This is a genomic window from Roseovarius sp. MBR-51 (assembly GCF_053628575.1).
Window position 1 is genome coordinate 14577 of record NZ_JBRJGQ010000022.1, and the last position, 13702, is coordinate 28278.

Here is a 13702-nt window from a genome sequence, read left to right on the forward strand (position 1 = left end):
TGCCACAAACGGTCGATCTAGCCAGTGCCAGTGCTACAAACGGTTGGGTTTTGGCCCATCCTGCGCTTCAGGGAAGGTCCGGAACAACCCTTCACGCACCGATACCCTCAACGATTATACGAAAAATGCACTTTAGCTCAGTGGGTTGTCGTCAAAAGGCTTGGCGTCCTGTCGTCCCATTCGCGCCGCCATATAACCCGCGCCCTCCTCGCTATATGGGGGCGGGAGGGCGCTCGCGAGGTGATCTAGTTAGGCTCGAATCTGGATTTCAATCTGATCTGGTTGAACCCCCAGAGTCTTTGCCAACATAGACTTTGCCTTCTGTATGGTCAGAGGACCGTCCAATCCTTCTGCATTGAAGGTTTCCTCTTCGGTTTCTGAAATTGGGTCAGAAACCTGTTCGAGTTCTTCAGCCTCACCAGCGGCAACCTGTCCGAGGCTGACGCGGCTATACGACCACTCAAAGCGGGAAGAGCTGCCTCTTCGACCTACGATGAACTCACCGCAGCCTGCCTCTTCGAGAGCCTTCGCCAACGATACAGCCGCGCTTCGAGAAATCCCTAGCCTGGCAGATATTCTTTCGATGCTTGTTGCTGTCGCATCACGCTGGAGCGACGCGACCCAATCAAACAATTTCTTGGCGTTATCATCTTGTTCGTAAAGCGATTGCACGGCTTCTACGATTGCTGGTTGAAAATTGTCGTTCATATAATGTCCTTTCGGTTGAAAACCAAGCCTTATCGCCTGATAAGGTTAATATAAGTGGCTTTATACGATTTATCAACCCCATAAATTAAATAAAAATATCTTATACGCATTATGAGTGTCTAATAGAGGTTGGCTTTGACTCCGCCGGACGTTACCATCCCTAACAATCCAAGTTGTTCGGACGAGATCGACGTCCTTCACCGCCGTCGCGGAGAAGCTTCGCTACTACACCGATCCAGAGTTCAAGGGGCTGTTCGTCCCGCAGGGCCAGTAATCTCAAGGACGCCTACCGATGCCAGACCAACCCGACCTCCCTGCCCTCTCCGACGATAATCTGCGTGAAACGCTCGATCTCATGGCAACGGCTGTCGAAGCCTGCGTGTTCTACAGGCGCTAACGGATGAAGCGCTGTCGGTGATCGACTCAGTCTGTCAGGCTGGGTGTTATATATGTGTTAGAGTCTGTGTTACGGGTGAGCAGATTACACGTAGTATTTTGAATTTTATTAACTTTTCCCACCAGCTGGTAACTGATAACACGAATCTTGGTAACTGAAATCCTGCTTTCGGTAACTGATAACACGAATCTTGACTGTGGTAACTAAAACCACGAATGTAGACCCATGGTAACTGATAACACGAACGCCCTCGCCCCACTCCTTCCGGATCGTCACCCGCAGCATGACCTTTTCATCTGCGATGTGGCTGACGCTGTGTTGAAGGACGTGATGCAACATATGGAGCATCCGTTCTACTCGCTTTCAAAGAAGCCGGAAACGACGATCAAGCGATACGAGAATGGCAATAAGTGGCTGCAGATCACGCCTAGTGTGAAGGGTCTCGCAACGATCTACGACAAAGATATTTTGATCTACTGCATCAGCCAGATCATGGCGAAACTGAAAGAGGGCCTTCCAGTTTCGCCCCGTGTTCGGATCAATTCCAGAGAGCTGCTTATCTTCACAAATCGCGGTACAAGTGGCCGGGAGTATCAGTCCCTTCTCGATGCCCTGGACCGTCTTGAAGGAACCCGTATCAGGACGAACATTGTGACCGGGGACGAAGAACAGATCGATGGGTTCGGCCTGATCGACGCTTCCTCAATCCGCCGCAAGCATGGTCTCGATGGTCGCCTGCTCTGGTGTGAGGTGAAGCTGTCGGATTGGGTCTTCAACGCGATCCGCAATGAAGAAGTTCTGACTCTGCATAGAGACTACTTTCGCCTGCGTAAGCCCATTGAACGGCGGGTGTACGAAATTGCTCGTAAACATTGTGGCCAACAGAAATACTGGCGGATCACACTGGCTAAACTGCTTCTCAAAACTGGTTCTCAAAGCCCTCTGAAGCGTTTCCGGCAGATGATCCGGCAGCTTGTAGAGCATGACCACTTGCCGGACTACCATGTCACTTTTGAGGATGAAGCCGACATGGTGGTTTTCACCAATCGTGGCACGATGTCACCTAACTCGATCGTAGAGGGCAGCATTCCGCCTTTGCAGTCCGATACCTACGAAGAAGCGCGCCATGCTGCTCCTGGATGGGATGTACGTTTTCTTGAAAAGGAATGGCGCAGCTGGTGCGTAGAGCCCCCTCGCAATGCTGATAGAGCTTTTGTCGGGTTTTGCCGGAAGTGGTTTGAGAAACGCGGAAGGCCTTAAAATTAAAAACCGGTAATGGAAATAAAACCGGTTACAGATTTAAATCAGGTACTGGATATTTTTCCGGTATAAGATATAAATCCGGTAACAACAAAGTGGCAGGATTGAGCAATGCCCGTTATCGTCATGGCAAGCCCCAAGGGTGGGGTAGGCAAATCAACTTGCGCCGTACTGCTGGCGTCTGAATTCGCTCGCATGGGAGCGGATGTCACAGTGCTGGATTGCGACCCGAATAAATCTTTGACCAGATGGGCTTCGCATGGATTGCCTGCTGGCGTGACCCTCAAGAGCGAGATTGGCCGTTCAGAGATCGTTCCCACTATTCGGAGTGCTGATAGCGACGGCAAGATCGTCATTGTGGACCTGGAAGGCGTCGCATCACAACTAGTCAGCCGTGCTATTTCACAAGCCGACTTGGTTATTGTTCCGATGCAGCCGACAGCTCTTGATGCAGAGATCGGTTCCGAGGCGCTGGCATTGGTGCGAGAGGAAGAAGAAGCGCTCGGACGTTCGATCCGGCACGCAGTGGTTTTGACCAAAACCAGTGCCGCAGTCAAAAGCCGTGTCCAGAAAGAGCTGGAAGAGCAGCTCAGAGGGGCAGGGATCGATGTGATAGAGCCATCTTTAGTGGCGCGTGCGGCATTCTCGGAACTGTTTGCCTATGGCCGCGATCTGACTGCGATGATGAACGACCCTGAGATGATGACGGGCGGAAAAGTGGATAAGGCGTTGATCAACGCACAAGCGTTCACGGAGGCTGTTTATGAGCGGCTCAAATAGACTTGCAGGATTGAAAGCACGCCCCAAGGATACGACTGTTGACGAAGTCCGGCGCGTGGATGAGGTCGGAGAGGCGAGGGGGTTCCTAGACAGAACACCTCGCAAAAAGCCTGGGCGAAAGCCCAGTCCGCGGACGCATCAACTACACCCCAAGGTTTTCCCATGGGTGGGAGAAGCCATTGCGTCAGAAGCTGAGAGACTCGGTATAACGCAAGGCCAGCTGATAGAGCTAATGTGGGAAAAATATGAAGGATCGCATTAACCAAAAGGTTTGATGCTAGGCAGATTTTAAGAGAGATGAGCGCAATGCGACCAATCGGAATTGATCTTTTTGCAGGGGCAGGGGGGCTAAGCCTCGGCTTTGAACAAGCAGGCTTTGATGTGAAGGCCGCGGTCGAGATCGATCCGGTGCATTGTGCCGTCCACGAGTTCAACTTTCCTGAAACCACTGTGATCCCCGCCTCTGTTGCCGAGCTTTCCGGCGAGGAGATCAGGCAGCGTGCTGGCCTAGAGAGGAAGACAATCGACTGTGTATTCGGCGGCGCTCCATGTCAGGGCTTCTCCCTGATTGGTCACAGAGCGCTCGACGATCCTCGCAACAAACTCGTTCTAGATTTCGTGCGGCTTGTGCATGAACTCGACGCCGAGAGTTTCGTGTTCGAGAACGTCAAAGGGCTCACTGTGGGCAAGCACAAGGCGTTCCTGAAGGAGCTTGTAGGAGCATTTGAGCGGGTCGGTTATGAGTGCCGACTACCTTGGAAGGTGCTTAACGCTGGTCACTACCGTACGCCGCAATCGCGCGAGCGCTTCATACTCATGGGTGTGAAGAAGGGTGGGGCACTTCCTGAGTACCCGGCTCCGACGACTAACATCGCCGGTCGACCCAAGCTTTTTCCTGATCTCGACTTTGGGCCGTCCTGCGACGAGGCGATCGGGGATCTTCCAGATGCCGATACATTCGAGACCTTGAACGCAACCGATGCCGTCAAGACCAGCCGCCTTGGCAAACCGTCCGATTATGCTGCGGAACTGCGCGGGTTAAAGAACGACGCCTGGCATTTCGGTTATGTGCGCGAGTGGAATCCTGATGTGCTCACGTCGAGCGCCCGCACCAACCACACCGAGATTTCACGTCGTCGTTTCCGCCAGACGGAAGAGGGCTCTGTTGAGTCAATCAGCCGGTTCTTTAAGCTTTCACAAAGCGGTGTTTCCAACACGCTTCGCGCCGGAACGGACGGCGCGAGGGGCGCATTCACAAGCCCGCGCCCTATCCATTATCGTTATGCGCGCTGCATCACCGTACGTGAAATGGCGCGTTTGCACGGTTTCCCTGACTGGTTTCGACTTCATGCGACCAAGTGGCATGGCGCGCGGCAGATCGGCAATGCGGTGCCGCCACCTTTGGCTAGGGCGATTGCCTCGAAGATGATTGAGGCTCTCGGTATCGAACCTACCAGACCTGTGGAAGCCTTGTTGCTCGGCGATCCCGCGCTCTTGACGCTAGACCTATCGCAGGCGTCACGCCGCTTCGGGATCACTCCGCCGCCAAGCAAACGCGACCGAAAGAGCGGGGCAAAGAAGCGCACACAGGAACAGATCGAGGAAGAGATCAATGCGCGGAGGGTAGCCTATGGCTAAGCCGCCCAACCGTTATGGCGCTCTCGTCGAGAAGGTTTTCTTTGACCGATACAGTGAGGGAACAACCAAACTCGAATTCGCCCGCACCGATATCGAAGATGCAGCCGATACCTTGGACATCAAGCTCCCGAAGAACTTGGGCGACGTGCTCTACTCTTTTCGGTTTCGGGCGGCATTGCCCGAGCGCATCGTCGATACCCAGCCCGAGGGTATGGAATGGGTGATCGAACTCGCAGGGCGTGCCGTTTATAAGTTTCGCCTGGTCAAGATCAATCGCGTCCTACCCCGCGAAGACCTAGTGACGATCAACATTCCCGATGCTACGCCCGAGCTGATCCGAGCCTATGCGCTCGACGACGAGCAGGCGCTTTTGGCTATCGTGCGCTACAACCGGCTGATCGACACGTTCTTGAGTCTCACGACCTACAGCCTTCAGAACCACCTTCGTACAACGGTCAAAGGGATTGGGCAGATCGAGATCGACGAGCTCTATGTCGGGCTCGACAAGCGTGGCTGCCACTATGTCATCCCCGTGCAGGCCAAGGGTGGCAAGGATCAGATTGGCATCGTACAGACGAGCCAGGACATTCGCTTCGTCGAAGAGAAGTTCCCAGGCATGCGGTGCAGAGCGATCGCCGCGCAATTCATGGAAGCACAGGTGGTCGCGCTGTTCGAGCTCACCTTGCAGGACGATGAGGTAAAGGTTGTGGAAGAGCGGCACTATCGGCTTGTCCCGGCAAAAAAGCTCAACCCTGACGCGATACGGGACTATCGAGACTGATAGATTGCCCTTATCGTGATTTCTATATCATTGGTTTTGGGGAGTTTTACATGATACCAGGTGGCAAATCCAAAGCGAGTGCAAACCCGACCAAGGCATTCTTTGTCAGGATGATTAGAGTACAGGAGCTTGGCTTTGATCTCCTGGAGCATCAAATACGTTCTTTTCAAATATATTACAAATACTTACCAAACTTCGCCGAAATCGTTTCTTAAACTCGTCGCACTGTTCGTTCGCTGACTTTGAACAAGTGGGCAATCTCTGAGATGGCACGGTGGTCTTCATCTCGCATACGACGCACCTCGTCCTTTTGAGCGGGCGACAGGGCAGCGGGCCTTCCTCCTATCCGGCCCCGCTTGCGAGCGGATGCCAGCCCTTCCTTGGTCCGCTCTGAAATCCGCTCCCGCTCGAACTGGGCAATGGATGCAAAAACATGGAACACAAGACGGCCGGCCGGCGTCGTAGTGTCGATGTCCTCGGCTAGGGACCGAAAGCCGGCGCCGCGCTCACCGATGGCCTCCACAATTTCCAGAAGGTCTTTCAGGGACCGGGCCAGGCGATCATATTTGGTGACGGTCACAACGTCGCCGTTACGAAGCTGCTCAAGCATCCTGTCCAGCTCCGGTCGCGCACGCTTCGATCCGCTGATCTTGTCCGCAAAAACCTTGTCCGCCCCAGCCGCTGCCAAGGCGTCGGTCTGTGAATCAAGATTTTGGTCGTCAGTGCTGACGCGGGCATATCCAATAATCATACCTCACTGTGACAAAAACCTGCCAAAACCGCAAAGGTTTTGCTGGGGGTTTTTGTCATGGCTAAGCGATTGATCCTACTCGGGACAGGGCAGGGCGGCAAAAACGACCGTTATTGTCTTCTAGGGTCTCCACAATCGCGCTGGCCACACTGGTTATCTATTGGCTATGAGTTCTGACCCTAAGGCAACCACTGTCCATCCCTTTGCCACAGGTTGAACCTCATTCAGTTGTGTCGGGATTGAACGGGACAGGTTCTTCACTTCCGAAGGTCAAAAGCCAGTGAAGGACCACCGGCTGACGCCGGAGGCATCACTTGGAGAAATATAATTCCAGGCACTGCTTGATGTATCGTCGGTGACGTTGAGCCCGATAGAACGCCAGCAGGTCCACCGAACCGTCAGGTGACCGCGATCAGGCTGCGTAGCGGAATTCCCCGTGACTCAGGACAACTTCGCCGGTGGACTCGATCCGTGCCAGGAACCCAGCCTCGCCTACTCCGGTATGCCATGCTTCGACAGAGATGCGCTGACCGGGATAGACCGGGGCCGCAAACCGGCAGGCCATGCTCTGCACGCGCTCCGGAGCATCTTCGCAAAGGCCCTGCACGAGCGCTTGGCACGCGACGCCGAAGGTTGAGACGCCGTGCAGGATGGGGCGGTCGTATCCGAGCTCCCGCGCCATCACAGGGTCCGTGTGCACCGGGTTGTTGTCCCCCGACATACGATGAAGGAACGCCATTTGCGTATGCGTCTGGCGGCTGACTTTCAGGTCGTAGGTGCGATCTGGCACGGCCGCAAGCCGCCTCGTAGGCTTGTTGACGCCGCCGAATCCGCCCGCGCCGATCAGATAGAACGTATCGGTGATGACAGCGTAGAGCGTGCCGGTTTCACTATCCCGCAACTCTCGTTCCGCCACGATCAGCGCCGCGCGACCCTCGCCCTTGTCGAGTATCTCGACGATGCGACTTCGGCCGGTCACGTCCCCATCGACAGGCATGGGTCGATGTAGAGTGAGAAGAAGCTCGCCATGTACGACATGACGCCAATCTACCCCCGCCGACAGGTTGCGCAGCCAGAAGCCGGGCGCACCTAAAGTTGTCGCGATGGCCGGCGAAACCAATGGCGCATCAGGCCCCGCATAGGCCAGTTCGCGCGGTTCGCTCGCCTCGATCCCGCATCCGATGCCCAGGGCATACAGCCTGCGCTCCTCAAGGCCGTACCGCTGACGTCTGGCGGGAATTTCTAGGGCCGCTAGTTTCATGGGATCAAATTGCATGCGGGTCTTTCAATTGGAGGGTCCCGTGCATCTCGGCCCGCTCGAACGACTTCAGTAGCGCAGTACACCGCGCAGCAGGAACTCGGTGTGCTCGTCCGAGATATGCTTGCGCATCTCCTCGGTCTCGTCCGGGCGCTTCCGGTACCAAACCGTCATCCAGTTCAGGGCGCCGAGAAGCGGTTTTATTAGGATACGCGGGTCGCACTGCCGGAATTCACCTGCTTCGACGCCTTCGACTAGCACGTTCAGGAAATGCCGCTCGTACTCATCGCGGGCCACGATCAGGTTGTCGAGCGTCTTTCGCTGTTCGGGCGTGGTACTGCCGGCCAGGTGCATCTGGACCCCCTGCACCGACACGCATTGTAGCGGCAACTCGTCCATTATCAACTCGGTATGGGCGACAAGCATCCGCCGCAGCCGGTCGGCCGGGCCGGTGGTGTCCGTCGCGATCGGCCGGATCTTGTTCAGGTTGATCTCCATCGCTAGCCGATGGAGGTCGAAGAACAGGTCCGCCTTGCTACGATAGTAGTAATACACGCGCCCCTTGGTCGCCCCGAGAACCTCGGCGACGGAATCGATCGAGGTGGCGGTGTAACCGTGATCCATAAACACTTGGGCCGCGGCCCGGATTAGTTCCCAGCGTGCGCTGTCCGCCGCTTCATCGGATTGACCGTCGCGCCGGCGACGGGGTGTCCGCCTTACCATGGTCCCTTCGGATGCTGCGTTCATCGTTCACGTCCTCTTTTCTCTACTCTTGCGACCAGCGGTCGGCTTCGAACCTGCCCACCCCGAAGACAAGTCCGCCGGAACCGCGGTGGCCAAGCCGGGTATCGCTGGACAGGAATCCCCGTCAGCCGAACCCAGCCATACCCTGCGCGGTCTTCGCCACTTCATTCCGCTGCACCTTCCCCGTTGCCGTCAGCGGGAACTCTGTCACGAAATGCACTTGCCGCGGAACCTTGTAGTCAGCCAGTGACCGGCGGCAATGCGCGATAATGTCTTCGGCGTTCGCATCCGCACCATTGACGAGCTCGACGAACGCCCATGCCACTTCACCCATTCTCTCGTCCGGAACACCGACCACAACCGAGGATTTCACGTCGGGATGGGCGGCCAGCATCTGTTCGATCTCGATCGGCGACGTGTTTGTCCCGCCGATCTTGAGCTGTTCCTTGAGGCGTCCGGTGACGGTCAGATAGTTGTCATCGTCGAGAACGCCCAGGTCGCCCGTGCGCAGCCATCCCTTCGAGGTGATCGCATCGGCCGTGGCGTCGGGATCCTTGTAATACCCCATCATCACGGTCTCCCCGCGGCACCAGATTTCTCCCTCCGTCCCGCGCGGTACGCTCTTCAGGGTTTCCGGATCGACGATACGGACCTCGCAGGGGGAAAGCAGCGGCGCCTTGTTGCTGCAGCAATACCCGATAGGATCGTCCCAGTCGTTAAAGCTGGTCGAGATCGTATTCTCGGTCATGCCATAGGTCGATAGCAGGCGAGGTAGCCGCATCGACCGCATGATCCGCTCGAAGGTCTCCTTCATCACGGCCGATCCGCCGATCCAGGCGGCCTTCAGCGACGACAGGTCGTAGCTGTCCAGGTCCGGCAGGGCGCAGACATCGTAGAAATGCGTCGGGATCCCCCCGAACATCGTGACCTTGTGGCGCTCGATCAGTTCCAGCGCATGGCGGGCATCCCACTGGACCATGGGCACGAGGGCCGCACCGAGGTTGAGCGACGTGATCAGCGCCATGTAGAGACCGGCGGAGTGATAGAACGGCATGTGCGCCAGCACCCGGTCGCCGGGCTCGACAGACAGCGCTCGACCGACGCGGGTCGCCTGCGCGATGACGACGTGATTATGCATCACGCCCTTCGGCTTTCCCGTGCTGCCCGAGGTGAAACAGATCAGCATCAGATCCGACGCAACGACACGCGCCTCCGCCTCGCGGACGGCCTCGGGATCGTCCCGCATGATGGAAGCGAAGCTCATCGTGCCTTCAGGGGCCTCGCCCCCGATCACGATGACCGAGCGGAGGCTGGGAAGCTCCGGCAGGTCGAGCGCGCCGGGAGGCTGGTCGGGAAGACCGGGCGCCAGATCACACAACATGCCGTAGTAGTCCGATTTCCACATGCGCTGCAGCATGATGAGAGCCTTGGCATCCGCCCTCTCGATCACGTAGCCGGCTTCCTCGGTCTTGTAGCGCGTGTTGACCGGAACGGTCACGGCGCCGATTCGTGCCGTCGCGCAGAACGAAAGAAGCCATTCGTAGGTGTTGGGCAGCCAGATGCCGACGTGATCGCCCTTGCCGACCCCGAGATGCAGAAGGCCGGCGGCCAGCCTGTCCACCTCCCGGTCGAACTCGGCGAAGGTTACCGACCGATCGTCGTCCAGAAAGCATGGAAGCTCCGCGTAGCGCTCGGCCGCGCGGCGCAACATGTCCGATATCGTCATGGTCTCCAATGAACGCTCCCTCAGATCGAGTATCCGCCATCCAGCGCGATGCTCTGGCCGGTAATGTACTGAGCCCGGTTCGAAGCGAGGAAGACCGCGAGGTCCGCCGCTTCCTCGGGCTTGCCGAAACGCCGGAGCGCCGTGTTCTTCTTCATCGCTTCCACGAACTCCGGAGTCACGCGTTCCCGCAGCCGGTCGAAGAGACCGCCGTCGATGACGCCGAGCGCGATCGCATTGGCCCGGACGCCTGACCTGCCCTCTTCCCGTGCGACACCGCGCACCAGAACTTCGACCCCGGCCTTCGGAACCGCGGACAGAACGTCCTTCTGAGCGTAGCGGTGCAACGCCGCCGAGGTCATCGCGACGACCGACCCGCGCGTCTTTTGAAGATGCGGGATGGTCGCTTTCAGGACATTGTAGGACCCGGTCAGGTCCCCGGCAATGGTTCTGTCCCACTCGTCGTCATCAATGCCCGACACCCAGGTCATGCTGATGTCGGCCCCCATGGCGATAACGACCGTATGCAGTCCGCCGAACTCAGAAGCCGCGCGTTCGACGAATTCGCGCACCGCGGCGCGGTCCGAGATGTCGACCGATCCCGAGAGCGCCGATTGCCCGGCCGTCCGGACGGCGGCCACGGCTGCATCCGCCGCTTCGACGTTGGAGCGATAGGTCAGCGCAACGTCGCTGCCGGCTCGGGCGAAGGCTTCGGAGACTGCGCGCCCGACTCCTCCGCTGCCGCCGATTACGAGGACACCGCCGGAGCCGAAGTTTCCATCATACAACATCGTTCGCCTTTCTTTTATGTTCCGTTCCAGCCTCTTTCGGAGCGGATTGCGCAGCATCGCCGCCGTCCGGAGCCGGCTGAAGAATGAAATCCGACAGGTCCGGATCGTGCGTGAGCCGCCAGTAATCGACTAGCCGCCACGGCTGGTTGGTAATGATCCGACCATTCGGATTCTTATACCACGTCGTCACCGCGGGATGACTCCAGACCAGGTCGCGCAGCCGCCTGTCGATGTCCTCGTTGTATTCGTCATGGACGTCGCGCCGGATCTCGGCGGTTTCGTATCCGCCGTCAATCATCTGGGCCAGCGTCTGCGAGATGAATCGCATCTGGCATTCCGCCAAGAAGATCGCGCTGCCACCGTGTCCGAGGTTCGTGTTCGGACCGTACATCACGAAGAGATTAGGAAATTCCGGCACGGAGATGCCGAGGAAAGCGCGCGGATCGTCGTCACCCCAGATTTCCCTGATGCTTTCTTCCCCCCGGCCCTTGATATGCATGGGCCAGAGCATGCGACCCGCCTGGAAACCAGTCGCGAAGATGATCGCATCGACCTCGATCCGCCGCCCGTCGCGCATAATAATCGCATCCCGCTCGATCTTCTCGATCGGCGTCGAGACGAGCTCTACGTGATCCTTCTTGAGCATCCGGAACCACCCGGCGTCGGCAAGGACCCGTTTGCCGAAGGGCGGGTAGTCCGGGATCACCTTCTCTAGCAGGTCCTCGCGATCGTCCAGTTCGCGGCGCATGTGGCGAATCATGGCATCACGAAGCTTCTGGTTCTCCGCGTTGATCGACTCGCGCCCGCCGTCCCATTCGGGATCGATACGCAGCGCTCCGAAGAGTCCGTCCGCGAAACCCCAGAAAAGCTGGAACCGATACCACGAGGCGTAGAATGGGACTTCCTTCAGCGCCCACTTTTTGTCGTCGGCAACACGGCGGTCGATGTTGGGTCGCCGGGCCACCCATGCGCCGGAGCGCTGAAGGACCTTCAGCTCGGCCACGTCATCACTGACCGCCGGGCCGACCTGAACGGCGCTGGCGCCGGTGCCGATTAGGGCCACCTTGCGCCCCTTCAGATCCAGACCGCCCTCGGGCCATTGTGCGGTATGCACTGCGTCGCCAGCAAAATCCTCGAGCCCCAGAATGTCAGGTATGGACGGACGGTTCAACTGCCCCACGGCCGAAATCACCGCCCGCGCCTCATGCACTTCTTCCTGCCCGTCGCGCGTGGTAACCTTCACGGTCCACATCCGACGGTCGGGATCGTATTCGGCCGAGGTCACTTCCCGCCCGAGCCGCATGTTTGGCGCCAGATCGTACTTGTCAACGCAGTGGCGCAGGTAGTCGAGAATGCTTGCCTGGTGCGAGAAATACTCGGGCCACTCGTCGTTCGGCTCGAACGAGAACTGGTAGAAATGGTTCGGCGTATCGACGGCGCAGCCGGGATAGCGGTTCTCGTACCAAGTCCCGCCGATTCCCTCGTTCTTCTCGATGAGAATGTACGGTACGTTCATCTCGCCGAGTTGGATCGCGGCGCAGATGCCCGAGGCACCGGCCCCGATGACGATGACCGGGAATTGCCCCGCGCGATCCGGGTCTGGATGCGGCGCAGGAGCACGGGCCCCGGACGAAAGGTCCATCTGCTCGAGCACCATTGGCACGTATTCCTCGTCGACGGTTTCGCCAACGGCAACACTCATCATTCTGCGCAGCGTGTCGGCATCCGGACGCGGAAGCTTCCACTCGCCGCTCTCAAGCGCCTCGGCGGCCCTGTCGCGGATAAGCGCCTGCAATCCGTCCGGAAGCGAATGCGAATAATCCCACGGACCACGCACATACGGCCCGACCTCGTCGAGAATCGCAAGGTCGCCCGTCATCTGTGCCAGCGCCAGTGCAAGCGGAACGCAGTCAGCCGCCTCTAGGCGCGCCCTTATCCCGGTCAGCGTATCGGTGGTCATGATGCCTTCCGTCCTCCATCATCTTAAATAGCGTTATGGACAATTATGATACTGAGTAGTATCATGCAACACGTATCGTTAAGCTCGTTAAATCGTTAAGCTCGTTAAGCGGAACGCTCGTGTCTCGACATTCGGTCACCGGCCGCGCTCGGAACACCCCGCCGCCGAAAGAGTACGGACTGCGGCCGCGGATGATCGCGACTGCAAAAAACAGGTGACGGGCTTTGCCCGCATATGGGAGGAACATCATGACACTGAACAGACGCGCCCTGTTCGCGGGCGGCTTTGGCGCTGCGGCCGCGGCACTCGCAAGCAAGACGGCCTTGGCACAGGGCGGAGAGGTCTACACGCTGAGCTACCAGAGCTCGCATCCGTCGAATCAGGCTTTCACCACGATCACCGGCGGTGGCTTCCGCGAGATCGTGGAAGAACTCAGCAACGGCCGAATCAAGTTCGAGACTTACGATACTGGCGCGCTCAGCTCCGTGACCGGCATGCTCGAAGCGGTCGACCAGGGCATTATCGACGTGAGCCAGTCCTACGGCGCATTCTATAGTGGTGACGTGCCGGAGGCCGATGTCGAAGTCGGCCTGCCGTTCGCTTGGAAACGCCCTTGGGAGGCCTACGACGCTTATTACAACCGCGGCCTGCGCGAGGTCATCAGCGGCGCGTATGAAACGAAATTCAACGTCAAGCATTTTCCCGCGATTCTCGGGATGAACTACGGCGTCGCGCTGAGGGACGAGATTTCCAGCATCAGCGACCTTGCCGGCAAGAAGATCCGGGCTGTTGGCGTCTACGGTGAGTATGTGCAGCAACTCGGTGCGTCGCCGGTCGTCATCCCGGGCGCGGAACTCTACACCGCGATGCAGCTCGGTACGATCGACGGAGTGCTCTATGCCGCCGAGGCC

12 protein-coding genes are annotated in these 13702 nt (G+C 58.1%); 5 read left to right on the forward strand and 7 right to left on the reverse strand.

Annotation, left to right across the window (positions count from 1 at the left end):
* Positions 1 to 249: 249 nt before the first annotated feature.
* The gene (locus tag ACSSVY_RS20495) at positions 250 to 708 is read right to left on the reverse strand and encodes a hypothetical protein (protein ID WP_454271714.1); all 459 of its coding nucleotides are present in this window, start codon (positions 706 to 708) and stop codon (positions 250 to 252) included.
* A gap of 622 nt (positions 709 to 1330) precedes the next feature.
* Between ACSSVY_RS20495 and ACSSVY_RS20500 the strand changes: the two genes are divergently transcribed.
* The 4 genes from ACSSVY_RS20500 to ACSSVY_RS20515 all read left to right on the forward strand — a co-directional run bounded on the left by ACSSVY_RS20500 (position 1331) and on the right by ACSSVY_RS20515 (position 5564).
* Positions 1331 to 2365, forward strand: a complete 1035-nt coding sequence (locus ACSSVY_RS20500; RefSeq protein ID WP_454271716.1) for a replication initiator protein A — start codon at positions 1331 to 1333, stop codon at positions 2363 to 2365.
* Positions 2366 to 2476: 111 nt separating this feature from the next.
* On the forward strand, positions 2477 to 3145 hold the full coding sequence (locus ACSSVY_RS20505) for a ParA family protein (RefSeq protein ID WP_454271718.1): 669 nt from the start codon (positions 2477 to 2479) through the stop codon (positions 3143 to 3145).
* A 297-nt stretch (positions 3146 to 3442) separates the two neighbouring features.
* Positions 3443 to 4783: a DNA cytosine methyltransferase gene (locus ACSSVY_RS20510; RefSeq protein ID WP_454271719.1), complete on the forward strand. Its 1341-nt coding sequence runs from the start codon at positions 3443 to 3445 to the stop codon at positions 4781 to 4783.
* Complete coding sequence (locus tag ACSSVY_RS20515; protein WP_454271721.1) at positions 4776 to 5564, forward strand: endonuclease; 789 nt, start codon at positions 4776 to 4778, stop codon at positions 5562 to 5564. Before ACSSVY_RS20510 ends, ACSSVY_RS20515 begins: the two co-directional genes overlap by 8 nt.
* Before the next feature lie 211 nt (positions 5565 to 5775).
* Here the strand turns inward: ACSSVY_RS20515 and ACSSVY_RS20520 are convergent, their stop codons facing one another.
* The 6 genes from ACSSVY_RS20520 to ACSSVY_RS20545 form a co-directional block, all read right to left on the reverse strand.
* A complete protein-coding gene (locus ACSSVY_RS20520; protein ID WP_454271723.1) occupies positions 5776 to 6315 on the reverse strand; it encodes a recombinase family protein in 540 nt (179 codons plus the stop codon).
* Positions 6316 to 6727: 412 nt separating this feature from the next.
* On the reverse strand, positions 6728 to 7576 hold the full coding sequence (locus ACSSVY_RS20525; protein WP_454271725.1) for a MaoC/PaaZ C-terminal domain-containing protein: 849 nt from the start codon (positions 7574 to 7576) through the stop codon (positions 6728 to 6730).
* A gap of 66 nt (positions 7577 to 7642) precedes the next feature.
* Positions 7643 to 8320 (reverse strand): TetR/AcrR family transcriptional regulator, encoded by a 678-nt coding sequence (locus ACSSVY_RS20530; RefSeq protein WP_454271727.1) that lies wholly within the window; start codon positions 8318 to 8320, stop codon positions 7643 to 7645.
* A gap of 121 nt (positions 8321 to 8441) precedes the next feature.
* A complete protein-coding gene (locus ACSSVY_RS20535; protein WP_454271733.1) occupies positions 8442 to 10043 on the reverse strand; it encodes an AMP-binding protein in 1602 nt (533 codons plus the stop codon).
* A gap of 20 nt (positions 10044 to 10063) precedes the next feature.
* Entirely contained in the window at positions 10064 to 10831 is a 768-nt protein-coding gene (locus ACSSVY_RS20540) for an SDR family NAD(P)-dependent oxidoreductase (RefSeq protein WP_454271728.1), read from the reverse strand.
* Positions 10821 to 12791: a flavin-containing monooxygenase gene (locus ACSSVY_RS20545; protein WP_454271730.1), complete on the reverse strand. Its 1971-nt coding sequence runs from the start codon at positions 12789 to 12791 to the stop codon at positions 10821 to 10823. Before ACSSVY_RS20545 ends, ACSSVY_RS20540 begins: the two co-directional genes overlap by 11 nt.
* A 248-nt stretch (positions 12792 to 13039) precedes the next feature.
* Here ACSSVY_RS20545 and ACSSVY_RS20550 point away from each other — a divergent pair.
* A partial coding sequence (locus tag ACSSVY_RS20550) for a hypothetical protein (protein WP_454271731.1) occupies positions 13040 to 13702 on the forward strand: 663 nt, incomplete at its 3' end.

Excerpts from the sequence above, each read along its gene's own strand:
- ACSSVY_RS20540 (WP_454271728.1), bottom strand. The coding sequence starts at position 10,831 with ATGTTGTATGATGGAAACTTCGGCTCCGGCGGTGTCCTCGTAATCGGC.
- ACSSVY_RS20545 (WP_454271730.1), bottom strand. The coding sequence starts at position 12,791 with ATGACCACCGATACGCTGACCGGGATAAGGGCGCGCCTAGAGGCGGCT.
- ACSSVY_RS20525 (WP_454271725.1), bottom strand. The coding sequence starts at position 7,576 with ATGAAACTAGCGGCCCTAGAAATTCCCGCCAGACGTCAGCGGTACGGC.
- ACSSVY_RS20510 (WP_454271719.1), top strand. The coding sequence starts at position 3,443 with ATGAGCGCAATGCGACCAATCGGAATTGATCTTTTTGCAGGGGCAGGG.
- ACSSVY_RS20495 (WP_454271714.1), bottom strand. The coding sequence starts at position 708 with ATGAACGACAATTTTCAACCAGCAATCGTAGAAGCCGTGCAATCGCTT.
- ACSSVY_RS20530 (WP_454271727.1), bottom strand. The coding sequence starts at position 8,320 with ATGAACGCAGCATCCGAAGGGACCATGGTAAGGCGGACACCCCGTCGC.
- ACSSVY_RS20520 (WP_454271723.1), bottom strand. The coding sequence starts at position 6,315 with ATGATTATTGGATATGCCCGCGTCAGCACTGACGACCAAAATCTTGAT.
- ACSSVY_RS20505 (WP_454271718.1), top strand. The coding sequence starts at position 2,477 with ATGCCCGTTATCGTCATGGCAAGCCCCAAGGGTGGGGTAGGCAAATCA.
- ACSSVY_RS20535 (WP_454271733.1), bottom strand. The coding sequence starts at position 10,043 with ATGACGATATCGGACATGTTGCGCCGCGCGGCCGAGCGCTACGCGGAG.
- ACSSVY_RS20515 (WP_454271721.1), top strand. The coding sequence starts at position 4,776 with ATGGCTAAGCCGCCCAACCGTTATGGCGCTCTCGTCGAGAAGGTTTTC.
- ACSSVY_RS20500 (WP_454271716.1), top strand. The coding sequence starts at position 1,331 with ATGGTAACTGATAACACGAACGCCCTCGCCCCACTCCTTCCGGATCGT.